Origin of the sequence: Lederbergia citri (assembly GCF_018343625.1) — a bacterium.
GTDB lineage: Bacteria > Bacillota > Bacilli > Bacillales > Bacillaceae_C > Lederbergia > Lederbergia citri.
Window position 1 is genome coordinate 237,446 of sequence record NZ_JAGYPG010000002.1, and the last position, 22,651, is coordinate 260,096.

Here is a 22,651-nt window from a genome sequence, read left to right on the forward strand (position 1 = left end):
AATCGCCTCCGTTATTTTATCGGATTGGACAAATACCGCCTTCGCAACCGTCCATTCCGTCTAAATCGCTGTCTGCGCCAGTTTCGTATTGTTGTAGGATAACCGGATCAAGTTTCGTAAGTCCTGCGCTTAGTTCCTCATATTCTTCCTTCGAAATAGCTTCATATGGCGCAAGTACGTAAGAACCTCCGTCATACGCGAGGAATGATACGCCTACGAAATCGTCCCAATTCTCGTAAACTATCGATTCGGCTTCGCTCCATTCATCCGGTCTGACGTGTATTGTATTCGAAGAGTTATGCTCGGTATAATTGCGCTGGAATCGGAAGTAAGTGTCGAATTGCTCCGCAACGTGTACGTCGTCTTTCGTCTTGCTTGCGCCACTTGCGACAGGGAAGTCGATGACGAGCGTGCGGGCTTTTTCGATAACTTCCGGACGTGCAAGGTTTTCAACGTCCGAATAGCCTTCCGTACCTACTTCGGCATGAACGCGCCAGCCTATGTCTTTGACCGCCTTCGCTAAAGGATCGGCAGCGTTTATACGGATGCGTCGAATATAGTACGGTGAGTGCGACCAGTGAAGTCCGCTTGATACTCCGCCAGCTACTTGCGAAATCGTGCCTTCCGGCTTAACCGTCGTTACGAGTAGAGGCGATGATACACGTAGTTCTTTCGCATATATGTCGGCTTCTTCGCGTGCTACATTACCTAACATGTGCAATAAGGCATCTTCGAATATTTTCTCGTGTGTGCCATTAATATCAACTGCGTAAGAATCATCGCCGACTTTAATTAGCGCTAAAGCATCCTTAACGCCGGTTAATGAAGTTCCCAACAATCGATCGCGTTGCTGAACCGCATTCCAGTGCGGTAACTCTAGTTCTGCTAAAGTCATTCGTAATCCCGCGCGAGCTGACCGACGTTGTGCATTCAGTAATCTAACTAAGTCTAAGCGACCGTCTTTTACGAACTGAACGAGGTTTACCGTCGTCAGATTACATACGCCGTAACTATCGAGGATAATTTCGACACATGGATTTAGTCCTTCCGCGTTCGGTCTGCGTCTGCGCGCTTCTTCGAGATTTACAAAACCCGTTTCCTTCGTATAGGATCGCTACACCTATACCGCCTTTAAAGGCTGCTTACGGTTTCCCGTAAGACGAGACTATATCAACACCCACGAAGGGTGCTCCCCGTTTCGAATGCCAATCGCTTGCATCCTACGGCTTTCGCCTAGTCGTTGAGGTTTCAAGTGTCCGCGCTTTTTACCATTTATATTCCGCGCTAATATCCGTCCATCTAACTCTTTGTCGAATCTTCTCTACTCTCGACCTTGTATATCGATCACTTAATGACATAATTTCAGATTGGGATTGACCGCGCTCTATTAATTTACATATGTCATGAACTTCATTTTCTTGGAGCGTATCGGTTCTGTAATTCGCTAAACCTAATTCAATAGCGTGTTGTGCATTTTCGGTCGGGGTTGACCATTCAAGGTTATTTGCGTTATTATTTAACTTGTTACCGTCGATGTGATTGACTAAGTCTTTTCCTTCGTCTTTCTCCACGAATACTTCCGCGACCAAACGATGTATTCGTGGACTCTTTTTAATTCCGTACTTATCATCTATCCGGCAATCGTAATAGCCGTTATGGACTCTTTTGTATATTAATTTATTACGCAACTTCGATTTAATCCTTCCCTTGTTACTGATTAAGTATTGCGGAAAATCTTCATGCGTTCTCCATATCTCACCATCTAAATCTCGCGTATCGTAATATTTATTTACCCCTAACCTACTTGCGATCGTTCTCACGCTACCTTCTTTCATCCCTAAAATATCCGCAATTTCTTCATTAGTCATTTTCGAGTAGTTTTCAACGATAAACTGATGTCTAGGATTCATTCCGCATCACCCTTTCAGAGATATTGCGGACACTTGCTTACCTGCTGATTGCCCATTGTTCCATCCTTCGGATTTTTACGCAATGCGTACCGTTGGCTTTAGGGTGTCCCAGCATTTAGAGGAGTTTCGACGTACCGTTTCCGATACGAAGCCCAATTTCTTAGGTTCGCCTTCCGCCTTCATCATTTCGAAGATTAAGTTTAACTGTTCGCGACTTGGCTTCGATTCAAACGCGATAGAGTTATTAGACATACGGCGATGATGTAACGGTCGCGCATTCGGATTCATCGGCTCAATCGCCGCGAGCTTATTCGCCAATTCGTTCATGCCGAGTTCTTCGACTAAGCCGACGACCTTTTCGTGTTGTTCAACGTTCCATATTCCGTTAATTCCGTATTTTGCGAAGATACATTCGTAATCGTCCGCATCCATAAGGAAAATTTCGGCAGTCCTGCGCACGCCTCCGACAACTACGTTATTTCCGATAAGGTTTCCGATGTCGAGAATATGAATCGGACGTACTCGCTTAAATTGCGTGTTATAAACGCATTCTAACGGAGCTAGCGACGGATCGAGTTCATTTCGTAGTACCTTGACGATACCTTCGAACATTTCCTTTAATGGCTCGTAGCCTGACGCCGTACCACCGAAAGTATGAAGTCGCGAGCCTTGCGGTCTTATATAGTCGTAATAGATTCCGATAGTTTGAACGGATTCGTATTCCTTTTCGGTAAGTAAGCGAAGGAAAACGCGTAATGATTCGACCCATCCTTCCTTTGAATCGCCGACGTGGATTACGGCTTTCGTGCCTTCGTTGATAACGTATAAAGACGTATTCGCCTCTTTAACGAGTGGATAGCGCTGCGTATATGGTTCGTGGATTACTTCGACGTTTGTACGTATTGGCGCGAGTTCCTGCGCGAATGCTTTCGTACACTTAAAGCCAACGCCAGTGCCTACGAGTAATAAGTAGAATAAGTCGCCTAAGTCGTCCCAGCTTCGGATATTAAGGAATGAACAGTTAAAATTCGCAAGTGGAAATTTCTCCGCTACTCCTTGATCGCTACCGCCCACCCAAAGCGTTCGACCCGATAGAAACTGGCGTAAATTAAACATACTATCGAAAAATTCCTCGGCTTCCTTGCGGTACTTCGCGTAATCAACTTCGTAACCGATCTTCTCTACGTGTTTCACGCCAAGCCCTACGTTATATTCCGTAGCCCTTCGGCATGTTTCCTTCCAAGTCTCGCGTCTGCCTTCCGCTGGCAAGTAACGCGAATATGTCCGATAGTAAACGAACTGTCCTAGCGCGTTCATGTGCGCCGGGAAGTCCGGGTATTGTTCGATAAATTCATCCGTTAAAAGTTGCTTCATTCAATCGCCCTCCAACCGTTTTAATTCCGCCTTTATTCCTTCAAGTCCTCGTATAATAGTCCGCCGTTCCTCAGCCAATTCCTTTAAGCGTAACTCGACCGCATCAATGTCGCGCCCATTGTCAACGAGATTCGCTTCGAGTGACGTGGCGAGCTTGCGTAATTCTTTTGGTATGTTCATCGTCGGAACATTCGCTTCCTCATTTCGTCGAACTCCTTGCTCGCTCGTTGTTGTTCGCGATACGTACCGATTACGAATAGAACTTTTACCGCGAGAATCAGCGCCCATAGTCCGAGAACTATTCCGCCGATTAACGGATAATTAACGCTAATGTCCGCAATCTTACCGATAATCCACGCAATACCAAGGATTGCTCCTTCCCATATTGCAAGTTGCAAAACAAACGCTAAAATTACCGCAATGATTATCGCTGTCATTATTCCGATTCCTCCTTAATAGTTACGAATTTATTATTGAATCGTTCATAATCCGTCCGCATGACCGGAGGCTTTCCGTTATAAATCGGCTCAAATTTCGTCTTATTATTGCGCGCTTCTTCGCGTCTTTCTCTGCGTGATTTAATCATTCCTTTTCCTCCTTCTTAATCGTGTGATAAATGCCGTAAGCCAGCATTCCGTAGAATACTGCGTTAGTTAAGAACGATAAGGCGATTGCAGCGTCCTCGAACGTATGACCAACCGCTAACATTACGACATTTCCGAGATAGGCTACGATAGCAACTACGGAAAGCCAAAATAATACTTTACCGCCCATTCTCCGATTCCTCCTTAATTAATCCGTTTAATAATGCGTAAGTCAGCGCGACGGCTACCGCGTCACTAGCATCATCGGATTTAAACTCGATGTCCTCGCCCAGTATTCGCCTTACACCGTCCGCGACTTCCTCCTTATCTGCGGTACCTTTACCGCTAACTGCCTTCTTGATTGCCGACGCAACTATCTCGTCCTTTTCGTCGATACTGTATCCGTACTTGCCGAGCGCCATATCTATCGCAGCCCACGCGCCGTATACGAGTTGCTTGGCGCGTTTTGATCGTGAAGTGCCGGTATACTTTTCGCGGACTACTGCGTCGAAAGGTCCGTATTCGTGTATCGCCTTTATTGCGAAGGCTTCGATATAACTGTATCGCTGGCTATCGCTGAACTTCGTGTCAGTTTTCACGGAATCGACGTAGAGTAGTTTCGGACGATTGCGTTTGATTTCGATGACAGCTACGCCCGGGCTTGCGCTGATGTCTAACGCAAGAATCTTCAATCGTCAATCACCGCCGTTATCAATCCGACTACTATTCCGAGTAGTAACGCGGTAAAAAGATCGGGTGAATATCCTATTGACGGAAAAATAACGAAATATAGTACGAAGAATATTAGTATCATCGTTATAATTTTCAAGCCTTCGCCTCCCTTACGCTTTTAATAAACTCGAACGCATCGTAATACGCTTGCTTTTTCCAATCCGGCAAGCCCGACTTTAGTACGAGCTTTAAGTGATTCTTTAGGTATTCGTACTCGCTGTCCGACATACTTTCGGCTATCGCCGTCTTATACTCGTTAAACTTCCATCCGTCTAAATCCACGCTCGGCGGATTATTTTCTCGAATAGCCTTCGTAATCATTGCGAACTTATCGAAAAGTGGCTTACGATCCGCGTCCGTAATCCTTCTGCAAAACGCTCGAATGTCCGGAAAGTCTGCGTATTCCTCCGCGCTCATATCCCACGCACGCTTCGCGCCGTTGACGTACAAAACGATATAGTAATCGCAGTCGTACATATATGCATAAAGTGCCGTCTGCGCTTCGTGCGATTCCTGCGCCTTAGTCAGCGACTTAGTGGACGTTTTCGAAGGTGACTGTTGCTTCGATTTAATTTCGAGTCCTACGCGGATAACTTCGCCGTCGTCAGTTAGATAGCGCATGATTCCGTCCGGCGCTCCGTATAGATAGAACTTTTCTCCGTTATGTTCGACGAGCTTATTCGTCTTGGCAAATTCCTCGAAGCGCGGCGTGCCGTCCGGATTCTTTTCGAAAGTGAAGCGCGGCTTATTGCCCGTCAATCGTTCGAAGTTGCGCTCGATTGCTAATATCTCCCGTTGTATGACGCTTCCGAATGCGGTACCGAGTTTCTGCCAGCGTGATTGGTGCGGCTGTACCGTTTTAACGTCCCTCTTCGCGCGCATCGCCTTCATGTAAAGTTCGCGCGGACATTTCGTAGCTGCCGACGGACTGAAATACGGCGCGCCTCTTTCCGGCCAAACTTGCGGCGGATTCGAATACCACTTCGCTATTTGGGCGTCCAGTGCGTTGTCCCACGTTTCGGGAAGCGAATGCCATTCGTCGAGCATCGCGATAAAGTCGCCTTCTATTTGTGCGGAAATATCTATATAATTCGTAATGATTAATCGCTCCCTTTCTTTTCTGCGGTTACTCCGGTTAAATATTCGATTTCATGCGTAGTGACCTCACCGACTTCTGCGTGAATCGTAATTCTGCGTAATCCTCTAACTTCTTTTCCGTCCATCAATACCGTAAAATCGTCGCCCGGCTTACGTTGAATAAAGACTAAGCTCGGCTCTTTTTCGCTCATTCCACGTCATCCTCCTTCGTTCTAATAACTCCGATATTTACCGGCTGTAATCCGCTGAACATAAACGCAAACATTTGCGCAAGTATCGTCGCGACTATCGCTTGCAACCACGTAAGCTCGACGCCGAACGTCGTTAGGCCGACTTTTACGATGACTGCGGTTACTCCGATTAGTATTAGGCGGTACATTAGACCGACTCCTTTATTTCGTTTAATCTCGCGTATTCTCCGAACAGTTCTAGTGCCTTTTCGTTATATGCGCAGGCAGCTTCCTCGGGAGTTTCGAAACGTCCTAGTATTATCTTTTTACCGTCTTTATGGATTCTCGCTTCCCACTTTTCGTTACAATCCTCGACGTAAACAACGCCTTTATATCCGGAAGTGTTATCCGATCTGATTGACGTATTATATAGGTTCTCCGCGCTTGTAACTATTCGAAGATTACTTTTCCGATTATCGAGTTTATCACCGTTAATATGGTCAACAATTTGACCTTCTTCGGCTTCTAATACTTCTCGGTGTAAATAAACCATTCGCTTATTCTTACGTCCGCCTACTGACCGAGCAGCGTATTTTCCGCCTACACAATGCCACTTAAATTCTCCGAAACGTTCATAATCGACATCATCGACAATTGCGACTTTCCCTTTAGTTAACGGGATTTCTCTCGTCACTAAACCACTCCTTTTCGTCGATTTTCTCCGCCCATTTATACGGATATATCTCGATGTCACAACGGACAGGTACGTGTAATTTAACCGCGTTTTCCAATACGGCTCTAATTTCGTGTAACGCTTCTCGGCTTATATCGCGCGGACAATCGAAGTTTAATTCGTCATGCACCTGTAAAATGATGTGCGTATCATATTTCGGAAGTACCGCTTGCAAGTCGACGACCGCCTTTTTCAATATCGAGCCAGCACTCGCTTGTATCGGAAAATTCCCCGCCTGCCTTTGCGCTGAAAATAACCGCCAGCGATCCTTCTTGCTCGCCTTTATATCGTCGTGTAATCGTCTTTTCCTTCCGAATATATCCGTAACAAATCCTTGCTTTTCGACTAAACGATGTTGCTCGTCCATGTAACGCTTAATTCCGGGATAGCCTCGGAAATAATCGTCGATAATCTTCTGCGCTTCTGCTTTCGATACTTCGAGAGTATCAGCTAACTTACCCGCGCCCATTCCGTAGACAATTCCGAAGTTTACAATCTTCGCTCTCTTACGTAACTTTTGGCACTCGTGTCCGTCCGTATCCTTTTCTGTTTCGATGTCCTCGTAAGAGTATTTACCGTTACTGATAAGAGCCGCAGTTGTCGAGTGAATATCGCGCCCATGTTCGAAGGCGTCGATTAATACCTTTTCGTTCGCCATGTGCGCCAGTACCCGAAGTTCAATCTGCGAATAGTCCATCGAAACAAGGATACGATCATTACCGTTAGCGAGGAATAAATGACGGACTTCCGGACGCTTTGCAGGAATCTGTTGCGTATTAGGGTCCGAACATGTAAACCTTCCGGTCGCAGCGCCCCACGTATTATGCCACGGATGAATACGTCCGTCTGACTTAACCTCGCGCGGTAGTTTTTGCGTAAAAGACGAGCGAAGTTTTCCGATTTCTTTATATTCAAGTAGCAATTCGACCGCTTTATGTTCGCCTTTTATCCGATTTAGGAAGCGTTGATTCGTTGAACCATTGCCAAGGTCGGTCAACTTTAATTCTTCGAATAATACTTCGCTAACTTGCGCGGGTGAGTTCAGATTTATTTCCTTACCGATCGTTTCGTATATCTTACTCTGTAACTCCGCTTCCTCTTTCGCCAGCTTTTCGTCTAATGCGAGTGCGCCTTCACTATCGAATTTAATTCCGCGAATGTCCGACCATATGAATTGCCGAGCCACAGGCATTTCAACGTCGTAAAACAATCGCTTAATCTCTCGTAAATCCGGCCTGCTGTCGTACCATTTCGAAATCCATTCGTAAAGTTTAAGCGTCTTTTCGGTATCGCCTGCCGCGTATACTAGCGCCACGTCTAACGGCACTTCGTTAAATTGCGTATTCGGGAATAGTTCATCGAAGTTATCACTCGGCTCTTTTAGCCAGTCTGTAAGCAAGTCTTTTAAACGGTGCGAACGGTTTTCGTCGAGTGACATCGCCATTATGCGAGTATCAGCGTGCAAACTATCGATAAGGTTTACACCGTATTTAACGTAGAACCATTTACAGTCGAAAGGTGCGTTGTGCATAACGATTTTAGACGCCATTAATGCCGACGCAACCATGCCGATTACATCAAACGTCATATACGCGTTTAAGTCCGTTTCTTCGACGTGTGCTATCGGTACATAATAATTGGCGCGTTGGGTAGTAACGGAAAAGCCTGCGATTTCGCCTTTCCACGGGTCAAGCGCGCCTCCGTCCTTTCCGAATGTCTCTAAGTCGAACGCTATTAAATCGCTTGCCCGAATGTCGTCCGCCATTTTCGCTAATTTATCTATCGTGTCCGCCAGTATATAATTCGAAGGTGTATTCGCTACAAGTTCCGCTAACTTGCTTTCACGCTGTCTATCGGCGAGCTGTTTGTGCAAGCGTAACGCCTCCGCTTTGCTAAAACGCTTGGCGGCGGAAGAAGGTTCTCTGCCTATAAGACCTTCCGCCATTGCCGCCTTAACTTCGATTAGCTTGCGTTGATCCGCCTCGCTATTTTTCATCGCTAGAATCCGTTGCCACGCGTCCTCTAGTGTCTCCGACATCGCCTGCTTCCGTTTAGCCGCGGCTTTAACAGCCGTATTCGCCTTATCGTCCTTTGCCGTAGGACTGCGCAAGTTTAGCGTAAGTTTCGGTTTATCCAACCGCAGTCACCTCCGCTATACGTCGATTGCCTATTTCGACGTATTCCGGTTCCTTTTCGATGCCGATGAATTGACGCCCTGTGTTAATAGCCGCTACTGCCGTCGTACCACTTCCGATACAATTATCGAGGTCTATATCGCCTTCATTCGTATACGTTCGGATCAAATACTCGAATAATGCGACGGGCTTTTGCGTTGGATGATATTTTTCGGAATCGTACGGAAAATCCAGTAATTGAGTCGGATAATTAGTCCACTCTTGAACGTAACTATCGTTTTTCATTTCAGACCAATTTTCGCCGGTTCTTCCCCGCTTATTAGTTTTGCCATACGGCTCTAATCCTTGTGGATTATACGTCGGTTGTCGCTTATAAAATACGCTGATATTTTCATGCTTTTTTAGAGGTCGTTTGTTAGCTAATTGAAAACCCGTCGAATTATTTTTAACCCACACCCATTCGTATCTATATAACGAAATATTCGAAGCGTTTAGCGATGTAGTGAACGGCTGACTGCAGGTAAGAACGATCGCTCCGTTATCTTTAATAATTCGTTCGTATTGCGTCCATAATTCGTCTAATGGGATAATTGAATCCCATTTATTTCGCGTCCTACCATACGGAAGGTCGCATAGTATCATATCGATATAGCCGTCGGGTATTCGCTTCATAATTTCGAGGCAATCGCCTTGCGTTATCCGATTCAATAAATCCTCCGCCAAATTATCGCCTCCGTTCTTTATTAAATTCCTACGATTGCTTTTGCTTCTTCGAGGGTTTCGCAAAGCCACAGGCTGTTCGCCTTTTCCGCATACTCTTGCTTAATTTTAGCGATTTCTTCGTCAACAGGATCGTTGATTTTATTGGCGAAAGTATTAAACTTATCCCATTCCGGATTCCTGTAATCGTAGTTTCTATTTACCGTAAAGTAGTAGCCTGTTTTTGCGCGGTATTCCTCGCTTAAAGCCTCGATTTCAGCTTTCTTTTCCATTATTTTCGAATATATTCCGTTAACCTTAAAGTGCTTTCGAGCCATTTCTTCGCGAGTCTCTAACGTTAATGCCTTTTTGCGCGCTTCCTTAATCTTATCGTCGCGTTGCTTTTCGAGAATTGCCGTCAATGCTTTCACTCGTTGAGCGCCTAATATTTTTAAATTCGACATAACATCGCTTCCCCTCGTTTTTAATTAACGTTCATATCCGCGTAGAATAATACGACATCTTCGTGATTCGCGTCCGCCCAATCGTTAAAGCACGCCGTATCGCAGTAGTATTGCTCCGCGCGGTCATCGTATAAGCCGTCGGCTATCGCTCGGTTACATTGCGCACACGTTGGCGGACTTGCTTGCGGGTCGGGTATGCGCGGATTCATACGTCGAGCCTCGCTTCTACTGGCGCGATTAGTTCGCAATCATTGCCGAGAGTGATTTCTTCGCCGTCATTTAAATAATAGTTTCCGCCAGCTCCATCGCCCTCCGGTCCCTCATATATCTCCGCGATCACATCTACGTTACCTTTACCTAAAATCCACTTAACGCGCACAATATCGCCTTTCTTGAACTCGCCGGGCTTGCGTTTTGAGTCTTCTTTTTCTTCGACGATGACTTCGTATTCGCTGTCGAGAATAACTAAACCGATTCCTTCGACGGTAACATGGCCGTTCATGCCAGGTATTTCTTTATACGCCTTAGTAACCGTAAATTGATCGCCTTCTTTATACTTATCGCACGCTATAAACGGCTTAGTAATCAAAATGCGCTCGCCTACGCGTGCCTTGCGTTTGATTGTCGTTGGCTTGGGCGTCACCAGTTCGAGGTCTTGCGGACGGAAATAGTCGAAATCGTCGTCGGTTTCTACTGCGATATAAAACGGATCGCCGTCCTTACGAGCTTTTTCGGAAATATAGTCGATAGTACCGACCTCGCCCGCCTTAATATCGCGGAACTCTCCGACGACTAACGCCTTAACGCGGTCGCCTTCCTTGAATGTCGGAGTTTCTTCCTCGACCTTCTCTGTCTCATTTACCGCAAACTCCGCGCCCATTAGCGTCATCATTTCCTTAATTTCTTCCGGCGTGCCTTCGAGTGTAGTTCCGTCGTAAATTAACTTCATACTACCGCCCCCTTTAACGATTCTATGCCCGTCGATAAACGCGTCCACTTCGCATCTATCGAGTCAGCACCGACCCAATACTCGCTGATTTCTCGATTCTCGAATAAGAATACTTCGCCGTTCAATACCGCGATAAATAAGTCGCAGTCGTCTTTATCGTAAGGCTTACCGCTATTTTTCCGAGCGTAACATACGACCTCGCCGTTCCTGTCGTCGCGGACCCGCGCGCTCTTTATCTGAATGCGAAGCCAGTCCGCCGTGCCCGGCGCCTTTGCTACGAGGTCGAACGGTTCGGGAGCGATAGGCTCCGCGACCGACCAACCGTTAGCAAGTAGCGCTGTTTGTGCGAGTAATTCCGAATGCCTTCCTTTTGTGACCGTTTCATGCGCTATGTGAATCGTCCCCTTTCGTTATTTAGAAATCGTATTGTTTATCTTCGGATGTGCCTGCGTCTGTTGACGGCTTAGCCTTCGGAACTTCCAATCCGATCAAGCTAACATCGAAGCCCGCTTTTACGAGAAGTTCGATTTGCTCCGCTTCGTCTGCTTCGTATAAGATACCGTCGAATAGCGACATATCGAATTTGTCCGGTGCCTTATCGAAGTTAGCGCGCTCCTTGTCCGTTAAGTCCTCGTCCATATCGAGAACTGGCGTTAAGCTGACCGACGTATTCGTTCCGCTGCCTTCCTTCGATAATTCGAACGCCAGCTTGCCGAGTTTCTTTTCGTACTTCTTAATGGCGCCGTGAATGGCTTGCGCTTGATTCTTCGATACGTCGATAATGATAGGCTCTCCCGCCTCTAAGTCGAAGAATCCCATCGCGAATCGTTGCTTGGCGCGATACTTGCCCGCCTCTTGTCCGTGTTGATCGTTGAAATCCTTCGATAAATCCTTGTGAAATTTCCAGGCGGCGTCCCAAGGCGTGAGATTTTCGACCGGATAGCCTGCCGCGGACTTTTTCGAAGGATTCTTCGCGACGAATGAATTGACTTGCTTGTAGATACCGTACGAGAAGAACGAAATCAAGTCGGAAGTTCCGAGGACTTTTACTTTGTACGTACTGCCGGATTTGAAACTCGAAAATTCTACCTTGTTTCCTCCGCCGTCATTCGTCGAATTTAAAGCGTCTAAGGCTTCCGCCCCTGCTTGATACTTCGTCATTACACCGTCTCCTTATCGTTTATAATGTTCGAGTGCCGGATATTTCGGAATCGGTGCGCACCTTACGGGAAGGCTATCGCTCATACACCGTAGATATCGATTCCTATACCGCCGTTCGCGACGCCTTTACTTTTCGCGTCCTGCAAATGGTAGCGGGACCTACTCGGTAAAGACACGGCGGATTTACCTCCCGCGCCCGCTAACGTACATATCGGAAAGGGCGCCTTCTTTTACGCCGCCAGTCGGATTAACCAACCTGCATGCAACCGATATATACGTTAGCCGACGCAAGAATCGGCTTATTCCTTTATAACTCCGTAAATCATCGACGTAAGTATTACCGTCATAAGTACGAGTAGATATATCGTCGAAATACTCATGCGTAAACCCCCGTAACTTTTTCGAAATCTTCTATACGCATTTGCTCGCGTTCAATCGCCGCCAAATGTCCGTTAATCTTCGCTTGAATTTCGTCTATTTCAGCCTGTATCATTTCGCGTGTATTCGGATTCTTCGCCCTAGCACGCGCCCAAATTCTTTCGCCCATTTCGACGGTCAACTTTCCGATAGCTTCTTCGTGTCTGCGTGTGAGTCTCGTTACTTCTCGTCTGACTCTGCGGAACTCTCGTTCTACTACTGGACGAAGGAAGCTCGGTATAGTTAACGCGTTTTCTTCCGGTAATTTATAAACCGTAATAATCGAATCATCTTCGCTAACAATTACGCGAGTTCGCGTTTTGTAGTGGTCGAATACCTTATGTCTTTTACCGTTTGGATGCGGTGTGCTTCCGTTATAATACGCGGTTTGCATAAGCTGAATCAGATGGTTAGTCGCATATTCAGCCGATACTCCTAATCGTTCTACTGCGCGATCGATTGCGTGCTTTGTAACGCGATACATTTTCACGCCAACCTCACCGCCTTTATAGTGCCAATTACCTTCGCCAACTTTTCGTCGTCGCTTCGTCCGTAATAGTAAACGTTAGGGTCGTTAGTGTATTTCGTTATATCAAATAGGTCTAAATTCCTATCATCTAATCGTACTTTAGTCATATTTTCGTTACCTCCGCTATATTAATGAAATTAAGTGTTTACAAAATGGGGTCGCGGTGGTATATTAAATACGGATATTACATAGTGTTATATAACGAACACCACCGCTGTTTTTGCGAAATGCCTAATCGTGAAAACTGTGCTATAATTACTTACGGAGTGCTTTAAGCGGCTATTAACCGCTTTTTACACTCTTTCCTGAAACGCTGGATTTGTCGTCTGATATAAGAACTTTTCCCACCGAAGGAGTTCGCCAAAACTCGGGATAGTTCAGATTCGTTTTCATAACCATCAGCCCATGCGTTCAGGATTGCTACTTTGAAATCGTCGCCTTCCGCCAAAAAGGTGGCGATTTCTTTTTGTCTAATTTCACTTACTACTTGCCTTTCAGTGTTCGCCATTGCGTCTACAATCTCGTAAACTAGCAAACTTCCTTCATCATCGTAACCCGCCAAAGATTCCAACGACATAATAGCTTCTTTGCCCCGATTCTTTACGTGCCATGCTTCCGCCCTAGAAATTATCCTTGTAGCGATTCCAGCTACCGATCTAACTTTTTCATTAACGAGGGCTAGTCCGATATTTCTGTAACAAGTATGTTCAAAGGAAGTTACATCATTAACCTTGAACCATAGCCTGTCCGAAGCCTCGCTAACTAATCGAATTACTTCCGGGAATCTCATGGCTTCTTCGATAAATATTAAATTGTCTTTCTTCAACGTCTTTTTCCTCCTTTAATTTTGCATTTTTCCTTATCTACTTATGTAGGATACAAGCTGCTATTTAGTTGCACCACTTTTTGAAACTTTTTTAATTTTTTACCGTATGTTATATTAAAAGAGTAAAAAATGGTAAATCTTGCTTTCTATGTTACTACTTACCTTTGAAAATGTAAAGGTGAAATTGGAGGTTTTTTTGTGATTTCGTACGAACCTTTGTTTAAAACGCTAGAAGAAAAAGGCTTATCGTTATTTAAAGTCGAAAAAGAAATTGGATTAAGTTCGGTAACTACGGCGAAATTCCGCAAAGGCGAGTCTACTACTTTAGATACGATCGCGCGCATCTGCGAATTTCTCGACGTACCTATCGAAAAGGTCGTAGAAATCAAACGTTAATTAAGGTAATTAAATACATATGCGGAGGCTAACGTATGGAGGTTACATTACGTTGTAATCTCCGCAGACTACGGGAAAGCAAAGGATACAGTCAGAAGCAATTAGCGGAAATAGTCGGCATTAATCGCGGCAATATTTCGAAGTATGAAAATAATGAAGCGTATATGAACGTTATTACGATGGCTAGATTCGCTGCTGTTCTCGGCTGTACTCTCGATGATCTATACGATTATGTAACGTCTGCGGGCGAGGTCTGATTCGACTTCGCGCGCGTGGGTTGCTTTTTCTACACGTTTTTATTATACGCCCGTATCGTTGGAAATGAAAGTACTTTATCGCCAATTTCCGGCAATTCCCCGCCATTTTTTAACAAAAATTCGTTCATATCCTTGTATACCCCGTAATTTGCTTGCTTTAACCGCGCGTGACCGTTTAATTTCCGAAAAACTTCGACATTGAATTTCTCGCCCGCCTTGTCGTTATCGCCCGCTAATATTAATTCTTCGATACTTGACCGCTTGATTAAATCCGCCTGTTCGTCCGATAATGTAACGCCGCCCGCGGCTATTCCGATAATTTCCCCGTTGCTCGCCTCCGTCCAACTTAACGCATCTATCGGCGCTTCGGCTAGCGCTACTGTCCGCGCGCTTACGCGGTGTACTACGTCGATACCGTATAGTAATTTCCGCCTAGGCATTCCGCCTTTTTCGTAGAAGAATACCTTTCCGCGTGTCGCACGATACATAACGTTGGCTAATTGACCGTCAGGCAAGCGCCAAGGTAACGCCGTAAATCCCTTCTGCCTTCCGTATCCTATTCCGTACATTGCTTGCGTTTCTTCGCTTATGCCCCTCGACGCGAGATATCGGCTGTAAGCCGTCGTAACTATCGATTCGGGCAATGGTTCGAAAGGTTCCGGCAATCTAATCGTAGGCAAGCGTAATTTGAGCGTTTCGCCGACCGGATAGCCATACGTCGATAATAAGTATTCTTCCGCTTCTTCGTACGTCTCTTGCCGCAGGAATGCGAGCAACTTAACGAAATTGCCCGACGCCCAATCTTCGTCATAATAGCCGCTATCGCCCCAGGTGCCGGCGTATTCGCCTTCGAGGTTTACGAAGAAGGACGGATGGCTATCGTATCTGAACGGTGATGCTGCGAGCAATTTATCGGAAGTCCAGCGCGGACGCGTCCAGTCATATTCGCGTAGTTCGCCTTCGATGTCGATGTCGACGGTTTGAACGCGTATTTTAATATCCGGCAATATAAACGCCTCCTTAGTTTTCTTATCGGAATAATATGGTATTAATACATAGGTCTTGCGTCATATTCCAATGTCGGACGACGTTTTTAACTTCTCCCATAATTCGAGCGATTCTTTCGATAGCCATTTACGCCGTTCCGGTACGGAATAATATTCGATAAACCTACGGCGTTCTTCTTTCTCAAACTGGAATGCTTCTCCGTAATGTTCATCGCAATAGTATCGGTAAATGTCTTTATTCCACATTTTAACCGGAAATAATTTCGTTCTTTTTCCGCAATATAGACAAGATTCCATCGTTAATACTCCTTACGTTCAAAAGTCGAACTGTCCCGCAACTGCTTCCTCGCCTTTCGGAAACTCTCGAACAATTCCGTAATTCGGCAAGTACAAAACGCTTATCTGCGATCCTTCTCCGCCGTTTCTTCCTTTACCTATTTCGATAATACCTTCGCCGTCGAGTGAATCGATTCCGAAAGTGTTCGCCGCATCTTCGAGGACTGCTTTCGTTTTCTTTATTTCGGCACGCTTTGGCGGTCTTAATTCGCGATTTCCTTCGTCGTCTGTATCGTCCTTTACTTCTTCGGCTTGAGTGACAACGTGTATTACCGCTTTATATGTTCCCGCCATTCTACGAATCTTCTTCGATGTATTAGCGACATCACCGCCAGCCGTTCTTGACGTATTGTTTTCGAAGTCCATTAGGTAAATTGGATCGACGAGTACGATGTCCGCTTTCGTGGCAATAATGTCCGCTTCAAGCTGTCTAATATCCCGCGTAACGAAGTCGGCGTCATCGGCTGCACGTAAGGTAATATTGCCCGCCATTATTTCGCCTTCTTCGAGCATCGTAACGAATACGCGCAGTCCTGCCTCAAATTCTTCCGATAGCTTACCGGACAATAATGCGCGGTTCTCAAATCCAGCGTCGTAGTCAATTCCGTTGATTTGAGCGCTAACATAACCTTTTCTTCCGCTTATGGTCGAATATGCTCGCGCCATCCATTCGAAGCGAGACATTTCCATCGCCCATACGAGAACGTTAGCGCCCTGAAACGCAGCTTCGATGATTTCCTCCATCGTAAAGACGGACTTACCTCGACCCGAACGCCCGTACCACGTATACATATTTCCGGAAAAATATCCGCCTATCTGTTCGTTAATGGTCGGAAACTTGCTCCGCCATAGTTTAAACGACTTGCCCGCCTTACGATCGAGGTATTCGTCGATGAACGATTGACCGTCGAGTTTTATGTCCGTTCCCACTTTTTCCCGAACACTTGTTCCTATTGTAATACGTTCGTAATTTTTTCGCAAGTCATCGAGCAACTTTTCACCGCGTTCTCCCTCGTTAAATTTTTCGACAAGTTTCGGCAAGTACTCGGCAAGTAATAGCTTCGCACTATGGTCCTTAATTTCACGCGCCAAGTATTCGTAAGAGTCCGTCACGCCCGGCACATATTCTGCGCCGAACTCGGGAACCTCCGCAGCCACGGTCGCATAGCTCGGCGCATTATTTCGATTAGCTTGCGCATAGTCGACAATGAATCGGTAAGCCTTCCGTTCGGCGTCCGTTGGGAAATCGGATTCTGCGATGTTGAAGCGTGCGAGGGCGGACGGATCGTTAGCGTCTATTACCTTCGATAAGAATAATTTAGCGTATTCCAATGGCGTTCCTCCTTCCGTTTATTGCGGATTTTATTCGAAGTGCGTATTAAATTTATTTATTTGGATAAATTTATTATTGAGGTTCGAAGTGGCTGGACGTTCCCTGCTAGGTAGGCTGAAATTATAGCTGGACGCAAAACTAGGCAGGTCGAAGAACCTCTTTCTTATGTCGAAATATTGGTCATTGATTCGAAGTGCAACATTACTTAAATAACTCTTTAAGGCTAATTAAAATAGCTTGCACTTCTTTCCCAAATTCGCTTAAATTACTGTCCTTCCCATATTTCTCTACAATTAAATTAAACGCTCTTACTTTGATTTCATCAGGTAAATCTTTTAAATTCATGACCATCCCTCCTTCGCAATTTGTGTCTACTCTGCCGAAGCAACCTCCGCCAGTTTTCGTTTAACCTCGTCCACCTTCCGCCCGTACTCCGCATCACCAAACGTACGATACAACGCCATATAATCGCCCAACTCCGTAAGCAACCGATCGATTTCCGAATCTTTCTTCGCCTTAGCCCGCTGTCTATCTAATTCCGGATTGCGCGACGGCTTCCTATTCTTCGGCTCATATCCGAACATACTTCCGACCTCCTTCGTTATATTTTCGATAGGTATATCCGCGTGGCTCTTGAGGTAATCGTCGGCTGCTTCCGCGCCACATATCCGCGTTATATCGTTAAGCTCCGCCATAGAATAAGCGCCAGTGTGCGCGGAGACGACATCGTACCAAGTTTCGGTCCACGTTTCGTCGGGCGTGTAATGCGTCTCTACCGACCAACTATCGACGAAGAACGGCTCGTCTCCGTAACCTTCGACCAAGATTAAATCGCCGAATGTGATTTCGTTATGTTGCGCCAAGTTATCGCCTGCCTCTCCGTGATTCTCCGCTAAAGTGTAGCGTTGCACACATATCGCCCATACGGTCGACAAGTCGTTTTTCTCCGAATACATCGATTAAGTCGTAAGGCTTGAACGTTTCTATCTTCTCTTTCGCGTAAATCAACGGAAGGTTGCTCGTGTATATCGTCGGCATTGCGCTCGTTACCCGATGGTTAATAATCGCGTGCAAGTCGCCTCTGAATCCGTCTGACACGACGCTCCTTACGCCAATATCGTCGAGAACTGCGAAGGGCGCTCGCTTGGCTCGTTCCATTGCGGAATAATAACGCGTTGCCGCCGGCTCTGCGATTCTGTCCGGTACTTTCGGGCGATTAAAGTTGTTGTATTCCGTCTGCCATTCGTTAACGTCGAGGAAGTACGCCGGTTGCTGCGAAGGTTGCCTATTCCTCCGCAGGCTTCCGAGGTAATGTTCGACGAGCCATGCGTTAATGAGCGCCGCCGCCGACGTTGTTTTGCCTGTTCCGGGCGATTCCGAGTATAGGTACAACGATTTTATGCGGTCTGCCGACGTGTCAAATTGCCGTTCAAACGTCGCCACATAAGCGTCAAGCATTGCATATACTTTCGACTGGCTCGCGCGTGCTGGACTATTCTTTAGCGTTACATACCGATAATCTTCGGGTAACCCTGTCGCTCCTACCCGTCCGCCCGTTCCGCTAAGTCCGTAAAGTGCGATGTAATGCGGGCAAGTAGCCGGACAGCTTGCGCAACCGCCTCTCCGTCTTTCGTCTAGGATACACTTTCTTTTTCCGTCCAATCTTCCGCCTCCTTTTCGTATGCTTCACGCTCGAACTTCCGCCCTTCTTCGAAACCTTCTCCGTAAGATTTAATCCGTATATAGCCGACTAATTCCTCGATCTTGGCGACTAATTCCGGGACGGTCAACTCGTGGTCACGGCGCATTATTGCGTCACTCCTTCCGTTTTATTTATAACCAATCCGCTAATTTTTCGAAATCTACCGCCTGCTTTTCCGCCTTGGCTTGCGCTTGTTCCTTCCGCTTAGCCTCCAGCTTCGCGTCTAACTGTATCCGTTGCCATACGTTTTTCCGATACGTAAACATAAAACCGAAGCTCGTTCCGGGATATTGTGCGCTAGGTCGGTACTCCGCAAAGGTTTCGTCGATGAAGCGTTTGACATCTTCGTTGCTGGCCGTGCGTGGCTTCGTCCTTGTTCCGATTAAATTACCGATCATTCCCTTTTCCGCCGTCCAGCCGCGAAATGGTACGTAATCGCATCCGAACATTTCCGCGTGCTTGTCCGATAGATATGCGTGGAAAGTCGTCGTATTCCAATCGTCGATATTCCGCGCTTGCCAATCTTTGGCGGGCGGTAATCGTTTAGTCATCGTCATCATCTCCGAGTGCCACTTTCGTTAACTCGCTAACCGCGGTTTCAATGTCGCTGCATTCGCGAATGTCCTTGATTATACTTCTCAATCGCTCAATCTCCGCCAATAGTTTCGGAATGTCGGTGCGGGCGTGTGCGATAAATTCGGCGTCTGCTTTGTTATAGTTTTCGATATATTCTCCGTCGCATGTTTCGCAGATGCTCGCTGAATTAGGCGGATAGCCTCCGTGAACTTCCGGCTTTGTTGCTACGTGATAATTCGTATGAAACCACGGACCTTCCGTAGCCGCCTCCGCACGCTTGCGGATTGTTTCGATTTCTTCCTTCGATAACTTCGTCATATTATCGTTCCTCCTTCGTGCGTTATCGCTTGATTCTAGCGCTTTTAATCCGTTCCCTAGCCTTACTATCCGACGTACATTAGGACGCTCCTACGGGCGTTTAAATGCGTTCTAGGCTACGCCGACGTCACTCGTTAATGCCTTCGATAGTGATTCCGAGAATATCTACCGTCTTTCTTACAGCGTCCCTAACTCCGAGCTGATAATGCGTTTTGGATACCGGAATTAATACGTTAGCTTCGTTAAAATACTCGCGCAACTTTTCCTCCGGCGACTTTTCGATTTCGTATCCGTTGACGAGTGCGGACATTATCGTATAGATGTCGAGTCTTTCTAGCGCAGAATATTTCGGATTAGCGAACGGCTTGCCCTTCGATACATTTTCGATAATTGTCGGGATATTAAAGGCGAACATTTTCGCTAAGTCGATTGCGCGAGCTTGTTCGTGCGTTAGCGTTGGTTTATTCATTGCGTTTCCTCCTTCGGGCAGTTGGCGGGCTGGGCGCCGCTTTTTCTTTTTATTTTAATTTTTCTTTTTGGAAGTTCTTTCCTTCGAATAGTACCTATATTATCGGAGGTCTTTTTCTTCGATATAGTCCGATATTAATAGATACGTTCCGGGAGAACTTGTTCGACCGGTATGTTTTGTTAGTCTTTGTAGTTATTCTCTGTAGTTAGTCTATGGTAATGGTCTACTTAGACTGACAAGCCCGCCTATTCAACTTGACTACTCGGAGTGTTCTTTCTAGGTAGTTCGGACACCTTCACATAATTTACCGTGTACCATTTCGTATTATCGATTTTAAGTCGGTTATAATTACCGGACTCAATCAATCCACGATCTTCTAGGCGCTTTAATATCCGAATAATCGTCGACTTACTCCAAAACGGAAATTGCTCCGCCCAGCTATCGTAGGAATTGTAAACCCAATAACGCCCATCTTCGAAGTGCTTCCGCTTACTTATCCAAAAGTGGATTTGCTGTAGCATAATCGCCTCGTTTAATCCGATTTCTTTGGCGAGCGATGGTAGTACCACTAACGGATGCTCGTCGATTAGTAACGAACTCAATTAACCGCCTCCTTTCTGTCCTCTTATTTACGTAGGATACAAGGTAATCCGAAGTTGCACCAAAAACAAAAAAAATATTTTTACTTATTACTAATGAAGGATGCGAATGTTATAATTTTTAGGACATAAACCACAAAAAATTTTAATATTTGTTATAATAGACGAAAACAGGAAATGGAGGAACGAAATGGAAACGAAAAACAAGCCGTTCTATAAGCGATGGTGGTTCGTAGTAATCGTCGTATTTTTAGCGATTGGCGTTATCGGAAACATCGTTGACCCAAGTGAAGCCGAAGAAAAGCCATCAACCTCGGAGACAAAATCGAAAGAGACGAAGGCGGATAAGCCGAAGGAACTAACGTTAGAGGAAAAGATTGAATCCGCCGTAGATGATACACTCGGCGCGAAAACGAATACGAAGGAAAAGCGTATCGATAAAATCGAAGTGTATACGGACGTGGTAAACGTTTGGATGAACGCCGACGAGAACCTTTCCGCAAATATGACGAAGAAAGGTATGTGGCGCGATACTTTTAAGACACTCGAAGAACTGGCGAAATTAGACGAAGTCAACCGATACCAGTTCGTTTGGATGCTTCCACTAACGGATAAGCTCGGCAATTCCGAAAACGGCAAGGTAATGTCGCTCGATTTCCCACGCGAGATATTCTCCGAAATTAATTTCGATAATGTCGACTATAATAAAGCGCCGGACATTGCGGAGGATTACTGGGAACATAACGCGCTTAAATAACGAAAAAAGGACCCCGCTCATTTGCGAGGTCTTTTTCGTTATGAATATTCCGCACCTTTTTCGATAGCATCGTCCAAGTCGGTCGAATATATCGCGACATAATTACGAAGCTCTCCGATGTCACTATGTCCCATCAACGCCTGCAACGTAAATATATCGACGCCTGCCTGTATTTTAAACTTAGCGAAAGTACGCCGGAATACATGCGGACTGCATTGCACTTCCGATAATACGCCCGACCGCCGGCCATGTTCGCGTATCTGATACTGGACTGTTCGGTTATTTATCGGTTCATCGCCCGCCGTAATAAATAACGAGTCCGTAGAGCCGTTTACGCCCCTTATACGAAGGTATATCGATAGAAGGGAATACAAACGCTTGGTAAGAGGTATTCGACGCGCATATCGGTTTTTGGTGCGTTGTAGGTTAATCGAACGATCCGCCATCGATACGTCCTGTAAGTTTATCGAAGTAAGTTCGCTCAATCGCATTCCTGTGTCCGCAAACATCCGCATAATCGTTAAATCGCGCACGCCTTCGAACGTAGTAATGTCCGGAGTATCGAGCAGCCGTTTCAATTGCGCACGCGTAAAGGTCGCGCCGATTTCATGCCGGACTTTTAACGTCGATACATTACTCGCGAAATTCTCGTCTGTGTACTTCTTACGGACGCAGAAGTTTCCGAAAAGTTTAGCCGTCCTTAAACGTACGTTAATCGTAGTTCGCGCAAAGCCCGCGTCCAGTTGCGATTTAACAAACGCGGCAAAGTCACGCTCACTTAACGCGCGAATATCCGAAAGGTCTACGTTATTATTTACGAACACTCGCCGGAGTTCCTTCAGTTCTTTTTGATACGACTTTACCGTAAATTCCGATAGTCCTTTTATTTCGCCATGTTCGAGATAGTCCGCGACCGCCCCGTCAAACGAAATTATTTTTTCCGAAATCGAACGGCCCGCCGCCTTATTTATCTGCGACAGCCATTCCGCCTTTACCGTTTTCCTCGCCAAAATAAAAAACCTCCGATAATTTTTTCGTAAATCAATCGGAGGAAGTGTCGAAATATGACCTGCGTGTTATTCTTTCGTGTTATTTTTCGGCAAATAATAACACGTAGGTG

35 protein-coding genes and 2 pseudogenes are annotated in these 22,651 nt (G+C 45.9%); 3 read left to right on the plus strand and 34 right to left on the minus strand.

Annotated elements, in window-relative coordinates:
* Window positions 1-16 precede the first annotated feature (16 nt).
* From KHA97_RS09850 to KHA97_RS09950, 22 genes and pseudogenes are all read right to left on the minus strand, one after another.
* Window positions 17-1,099 (minus strand): annotated as a pseudogene (locus KHA97_RS09850) (ribonucleoside-triphosphate reductase, adenosylcobalamin-dependent); the annotation flags it as partial.
* A 166-nt stretch (window positions 1,100-1,265) separates the two neighbouring features.
* On the minus strand, window positions 1,266-1,910 hold the full coding sequence (locus tag KHA97_RS09855) for an HNH endonuclease (protein WP_233713435.1): 645 nt from the start codon (window positions 1,908-1,910) through the stop codon (window positions 1,266-1,268).
* Window positions 1,911-1,985: 75 nt separating this feature from the next.
* Window positions 1,986-2,984, minus strand: a complete 999-nt coding sequence (locus tag KHA97_RS09860; protein WP_325167476.1) for a glycyl radical enzyme family protein — start codon at window positions 2,982-2,984, stop codon at window positions 1,986-1,988.
* A pseudogene (locus tag KHA97_RS24415) lies at window positions 2,985-3,284 on the minus strand (ribonucleoside-triphosphate reductase, adenosylcobalamin-dependent); the annotation flags it as partial.
* Between the two features lie 176 nt (window positions 3,285-3,460).
* Window positions 3,461-3,721, minus strand: a complete 261-nt coding sequence (locus tag KHA97_RS09865) for a hypothetical protein (protein WP_213124585.1) — start codon at window positions 3,719-3,721, stop codon at window positions 3,461-3,463.
* A complete protein-coding gene (locus tag KHA97_RS09870; protein WP_213124586.1) occupies window positions 3,721-3,870 on the minus strand; it encodes a hypothetical protein in 150 nt (49 codons plus the stop codon). Before KHA97_RS09870 ends, KHA97_RS09865 begins: the two co-directional genes overlap by 1 nt.
* Entirely contained in the window at window positions 3,867-4,058 is a 192-nt protein-coding gene (locus KHA97_RS09875) for a hypothetical protein (RefSeq protein WP_213124587.1), read from the minus strand. Before KHA97_RS09875 ends, KHA97_RS09870 begins: the two co-directional genes overlap by 4 nt.
* Window positions 4,048-4,560: a crossover junction endodeoxyribonuclease RuvC gene (locus KHA97_RS09880; protein ID WP_213124588.1), complete on the minus strand. Its 513-nt coding sequence runs from the start codon at window positions 4,558-4,560 to the stop codon at window positions 4,048-4,050. The genes KHA97_RS09875 and KHA97_RS09880 overlap by 11 nt, the downstream gene beginning before the upstream one ends.
* Window positions 4,557-4,697 carry a hypothetical protein gene (locus KHA97_RS09885; protein ID WP_213124589.1) on the minus strand — a complete coding sequence of 47 codons (141 nt, stop codon included), beginning with the start codon at window positions 4,695-4,697 and terminating at the stop codon, window positions 4,557-4,559. Before KHA97_RS09885 ends, KHA97_RS09880 begins: the two co-directional genes overlap by 4 nt.
* Window positions 4,694-5,647 carry a hypothetical protein gene (locus tag KHA97_RS09890; RefSeq protein WP_213124590.1) on the minus strand — a complete coding sequence of 318 codons (954 nt, stop codon included), beginning with the start codon at window positions 5,645-5,647 and terminating at the stop codon, window positions 4,694-4,696. The genes KHA97_RS09885 and KHA97_RS09890 overlap by 4 nt, the downstream gene beginning before the upstream one ends.
* Window positions 5,648-5,700: 53 nt before the next feature.
* Window positions 5,701-5,889 carry a hypothetical protein gene (locus KHA97_RS09895; protein WP_213124591.1) on the minus strand — a complete coding sequence of 63 codons (189 nt, stop codon included), beginning with the start codon at window positions 5,887-5,889 and terminating at the stop codon, window positions 5,701-5,703.
* Window positions 5,886-6,077, minus strand: a complete 192-nt coding sequence (locus tag KHA97_RS09900; RefSeq protein ID WP_213124592.1) for a hypothetical protein — start codon at window positions 6,075-6,077, stop codon at window positions 5,886-5,888. The genes KHA97_RS09895 and KHA97_RS09900 overlap by 4 nt, the downstream gene beginning before the upstream one ends.
* On the minus strand, window positions 6,077-6,562 hold the full coding sequence (locus tag KHA97_RS09905) for an HNH endonuclease (protein WP_213124593.1): 486 nt from the start codon (window positions 6,560-6,562) through the stop codon (window positions 6,077-6,079). Before KHA97_RS09905 ends, KHA97_RS09900 begins: the two co-directional genes overlap by 1 nt.
* Window positions 6,537-8,738: a DNA polymerase gene (locus KHA97_RS09910; protein WP_233713436.1), complete on the minus strand. Its 2,202-nt coding sequence runs from the start codon at window positions 8,736-8,738 to the stop codon at window positions 6,537-6,539. Before KHA97_RS09910 ends, KHA97_RS09905 begins: the two co-directional genes overlap by 26 nt.
* Window positions 8,731-9,408, minus strand: a complete 678-nt coding sequence (locus tag KHA97_RS09915; RefSeq protein ID WP_213125726.1) for a DNA-methyltransferase — start codon at window positions 9,406-9,408, stop codon at window positions 8,731-8,733. The genes KHA97_RS09910 and KHA97_RS09915 overlap by 8 nt, the downstream gene beginning before the upstream one ends.
* Window positions 9,409-9,479: 71 nt before the next feature.
* Window positions 9,480-9,899: a hypothetical protein gene (locus tag KHA97_RS09920; RefSeq protein ID WP_213124594.1), complete on the minus strand. Its 420-nt coding sequence runs from the start codon at window positions 9,897-9,899 to the stop codon at window positions 9,480-9,482.
* 205 nt (window positions 9,900-10,104) lie between these two features.
* The gene (locus tag KHA97_RS09925) at window positions 10,105-10,848 is read right to left on the minus strand and encodes a hypothetical protein (RefSeq protein ID WP_213124595.1); all 744 of its coding nucleotides are present in this window, start codon (window positions 10,846-10,848) and stop codon (window positions 10,105-10,107) included.
* The gene (locus KHA97_RS24600; protein ID WP_213125727.1) at window positions 10,845-11,246 is read right to left on the minus strand and encodes a group I intron-associated PD-(D/E)XK endonuclease; all 402 of its coding nucleotides are present in this window, start codon (window positions 11,244-11,246) and stop codon (window positions 10,845-10,847) included. Before KHA97_RS24600 ends, KHA97_RS09925 begins: the two co-directional genes overlap by 4 nt.
* 16 nt (window positions 11,247-11,262) lie before the next feature.
* Window positions 11,263-12,009, minus strand: a complete 747-nt coding sequence (locus KHA97_RS09935) for a hypothetical protein (protein ID WP_213124596.1) — start codon at window positions 12,007-12,009, stop codon at window positions 11,263-11,265.
* Window positions 12,010-12,385: 376 nt separating this feature from the next.
* Entirely contained in the window at window positions 12,386-12,916 is a 531-nt protein-coding gene (locus tag KHA97_RS09940; protein ID WP_213124597.1) for a hypothetical protein, read from the minus strand.
* A complete protein-coding gene (locus tag KHA97_RS09945; protein WP_213124598.1) occupies window positions 12,913-13,062 on the minus strand; it encodes a hypothetical protein in 150 nt (49 codons plus the stop codon). Before KHA97_RS09945 ends, KHA97_RS09940 begins: the two co-directional genes overlap by 4 nt.
* A gap of 164 nt (window positions 13,063-13,226) precedes the next feature.
* On the minus strand, window positions 13,227-13,781 hold the full coding sequence (locus KHA97_RS09950) for a hypothetical protein (protein WP_213124599.1): 555 nt from the start codon (window positions 13,779-13,781) through the stop codon (window positions 13,227-13,229).
* 198 nt (window positions 13,782-13,979) lie between these two features.
* Between KHA97_RS09950 and KHA97_RS09955 the strand changes: the two genes are divergently transcribed.
* Together KHA97_RS09955 and KHA97_RS09960 are read left to right on the plus strand one after the other, a co-directional pair.
* Window positions 13,980-14,177 (plus strand): helix-turn-helix domain-containing protein, encoded by a 198-nt coding sequence (locus KHA97_RS09955; RefSeq protein WP_213124600.1) that lies wholly within the window; start codon window positions 13,980-13,982, stop codon window positions 14,175-14,177.
* 35 nt (window positions 14,178-14,212) lie between these two features.
* A complete protein-coding gene (locus KHA97_RS09960) occupies window positions 14,213-14,434 on the plus strand; it encodes a helix-turn-helix transcriptional regulator (protein WP_213124601.1) in 222 nt (73 codons plus the stop codon).
* Window positions 14,435-14,463: 29 nt separating this feature from the next.
* On the opposite strand, the gene KHA97_RS09965 is transcribed toward KHA97_RS09960, so the two are convergent.
* The 11 genes from KHA97_RS09965 to KHA97_RS10015 form a co-directional block, all read right to left on the minus strand.
* Window positions 14,464-15,441, minus strand: a complete 978-nt coding sequence (locus KHA97_RS09965; protein WP_213124602.1) for a toprim domain-containing protein — start codon at window positions 15,439-15,441, stop codon at window positions 14,464-14,466.
* Between the two features lie 60 nt (window positions 15,442-15,501).
* A complete protein-coding gene (locus tag KHA97_RS09970) occupies window positions 15,502-15,738 on the minus strand; it encodes a hypothetical protein (RefSeq protein WP_213124603.1) in 237 nt (78 codons plus the stop codon).
* Between the two features lie 18 nt (window positions 15,739-15,756).
* Window positions 15,757-16,899 (minus strand): AAA family ATPase, encoded by a 1,143-nt coding sequence (locus KHA97_RS09975; protein WP_325167437.1) that lies wholly within the window; start codon window positions 16,897-16,899, stop codon window positions 15,757-15,759.
* Between the two features lie 412 nt (window positions 16,900-17,311).
* Complete coding sequence (locus KHA97_RS09980) at window positions 17,312-17,455, minus strand: hypothetical protein (protein ID WP_213124605.1); 144 nt, start codon at window positions 17,453-17,455, stop codon at window positions 17,312-17,314.
* Window positions 17,456-17,481: 26 nt separating this feature from the next.
* Complete coding sequence (locus tag KHA97_RS09985; RefSeq protein ID WP_213124606.1) at window positions 17,482-17,973, minus strand: hypothetical protein; 492 nt, start codon at window positions 17,971-17,973, stop codon at window positions 17,482-17,484.
* Between the two features lies 1 nt (window position 17,974).
* Window positions 17,975-18,772, minus strand: coding sequence for a P-loop NTPase family protein (locus KHA97_RS24605; RefSeq protein WP_233713437.1), 798 nt, complete (start codon window positions 18,770-18,772; stop codon window positions 17,975-17,977).
* Window positions 18,745-18,918 carry a hypothetical protein gene (locus KHA97_RS09995; RefSeq protein ID WP_213124607.1) on the minus strand — a complete coding sequence of 58 codons (174 nt, stop codon included), beginning with the start codon at window positions 18,916-18,918 and terminating at the stop codon, window positions 18,745-18,747. Before KHA97_RS09995 ends, KHA97_RS24605 begins: the two co-directional genes overlap by 28 nt.
* Window positions 18,919-18,943: 25 nt before the next feature.
* Window positions 18,944-19,363 carry a hypothetical protein gene (locus KHA97_RS10000; RefSeq protein ID WP_233713438.1) on the minus strand — a complete coding sequence of 140 codons (420 nt, stop codon included), beginning with the start codon at window positions 19,361-19,363 and terminating at the stop codon, window positions 18,944-18,946.
* Entirely contained in the window at window positions 19,356-19,706 is a 351-nt protein-coding gene (locus tag KHA97_RS10005; protein ID WP_213124608.1) for a hypothetical protein, read from the minus strand. The genes KHA97_RS10000 and KHA97_RS10005 overlap by 8 nt, the downstream gene beginning before the upstream one ends.
* 127 nt (window positions 19,707-19,833) lie before the next feature.
* The gene (locus KHA97_RS10010; RefSeq protein ID WP_213124609.1) at window positions 19,834-20,175 is read right to left on the minus strand and encodes a hypothetical protein; all 342 of its coding nucleotides are present in this window, start codon (window positions 20,173-20,175) and stop codon (window positions 19,834-19,836) included.
* A 245-nt stretch (window positions 20,176-20,420) separates the two neighbouring features.
* A complete protein-coding gene (locus KHA97_RS10015; protein WP_213124610.1) occupies window positions 20,421-20,777 on the minus strand; it encodes a hypothetical protein in 357 nt (118 codons plus the stop codon).
* Window positions 20,778-20,964: 187 nt separating this feature from the next.
* Here KHA97_RS10015 and KHA97_RS10020 point away from each other — a divergent pair, with 187 nt between their 5' ends.
* On the plus strand, window positions 20,965-21,531 hold the full coding sequence (locus KHA97_RS10020) for a hypothetical protein (RefSeq protein WP_213124611.1): 567 nt from the start codon (window positions 20,965-20,967) through the stop codon (window positions 21,529-21,531).
* Window positions 21,532-21,569: 38 nt separating this feature from the next.
* Here the strand turns inward: KHA97_RS10020 and KHA97_RS10025 are convergent, their stop codons facing one another.
* The gene (locus tag KHA97_RS10025; protein ID WP_213124612.1) at window positions 21,570-22,541 is read right to left on the minus strand and encodes a tyrosine-type recombinase/integrase; all 972 of its coding nucleotides are present in this window, start codon (window positions 22,539-22,541) and stop codon (window positions 21,570-21,572) included.
* Window positions 22,542-22,651 lie beyond the last annotated feature (110 nt).

Excerpts from the sequence above, each read along its gene's own strand:
- KHA97_RS09855 (WP_233713435.1), bottom strand. The coding sequence starts at position 1,910 with ATGAATCCTAGACATCAGTTTATCGTTGAAAACTACTCGAAAATGACT.
- KHA97_RS09865 (WP_213124585.1), bottom strand. The coding sequence starts at position 3,721 with ATGACAGCGATAATCATTGCGGTAATTTTAGCGTTTGTTTTGCAACTT.
- KHA97_RS09870 (WP_213124586.1), bottom strand. The coding sequence starts at position 3,870 with ATGATTAAATCACGCAGAGAAAGACGCGAAGAAGCGCGCAATAATAAG.
- KHA97_RS09875 (WP_213124587.1), bottom strand. The coding sequence starts at position 4,058 with ATGGGCGGTAAAGTATTATTTTGGCTTTCCGTAGTTGCTATCGTAGCC.
- KHA97_RS09890 (WP_213124590.1), bottom strand. The coding sequence starts at position 5,647 with ATGCTCGACGAATGGCATTCGCTTCCCGAAACGTGGGACAACGCACTG.
- KHA97_RS09895 (WP_213124591.1), bottom strand. The coding sequence starts at position 5,889 with ATGAGCGAAAAAGAGCCGAGCTTAGTCTTTATTCAACGTAAGCCGGGC.
- KHA97_RS09900 (WP_213124592.1), bottom strand. The coding sequence starts at position 6,077 with ATGTACCGCCTAATACTAATCGGAGTAACCGCAGTCATCGTAAAAGTC.
- KHA97_RS09915 (WP_213125726.1), bottom strand. The coding sequence starts at position 9,408 with ATGAAGCGAATACCCGACGGCTATATCGATATGATACTATGCGACCTT.
- KHA97_RS09920 (WP_213124594.1), bottom strand. The coding sequence starts at position 9,899 with ATGTCGAATTTAAAAATATTAGGCGCTCAACGAGTGAAAGCATTGACG.
- KHA97_RS09925 (WP_213124595.1), bottom strand. The coding sequence starts at position 10,848 with ATGAAGTTAATTTACGACGGAACTACACTCGAAGGCACGCCGGAAGAA.
- KHA97_RS09935 (WP_213124596.1), bottom strand. The coding sequence starts at position 12,009 with ATGACGAAGTATCAAGCAGGGGCGGAAGCCTTAGACGCTTTAAATTCG.
- KHA97_RS09945 (WP_213124598.1), bottom strand. The coding sequence starts at position 13,062 with ATGACTAAAGTACGATTAGATGATAGGAATTTAGACCTATTTGATATA.
- KHA97_RS09960 (WP_213124601.1), top strand. The coding sequence starts at position 14,213 with ATGGAGGTTACATTACGTTGTAATCTCCGCAGACTACGGGAAAGCAAA.
- KHA97_RS09970 (WP_213124603.1), bottom strand. The coding sequence starts at position 15,738 with ATGGAATCTTGTCTATATTGCGGAAAAAGAACGAAATTATTTCCGGTT.
- KHA97_RS09980 (WP_213124605.1), bottom strand. The coding sequence starts at position 17,455 with ATGAATTTAAAAGATTTACCTGATGAAATCAAAGTAAGAGCGTTTAAT.
- KHA97_RS09995 (WP_213124607.1), bottom strand. The coding sequence starts at position 18,918 with ATGCGCCGTGACCACGAGTTGACCGTCCCGGAATTAGTCGCCAAGATC.
- KHA97_RS10000 (WP_233713438.1), bottom strand. The coding sequence starts at position 19,363 with ATGACTAAACGATTACCGCCCGCCAAAGATTGGCAAGCGCGGAATATC.
- KHA97_RS10005 (WP_213124608.1), bottom strand. The coding sequence starts at position 19,706 with ATGACGAAGTTATCGAAGGAAGAAATCGAAACAATCCGCAAGCGTGCG.
- KHA97_RS10010 (WP_213124609.1), bottom strand. The coding sequence starts at position 20,175 with ATGAATAAACCAACGCTAACGCACGAACAAGCTCGCGCAATCGACTTA.
- KHA97_RS10020 (WP_213124611.1), top strand. The coding sequence starts at position 20,965 with ATGGAAACGAAAAACAAGCCGTTCTATAAGCGATGGTGGTTCGTAGTA.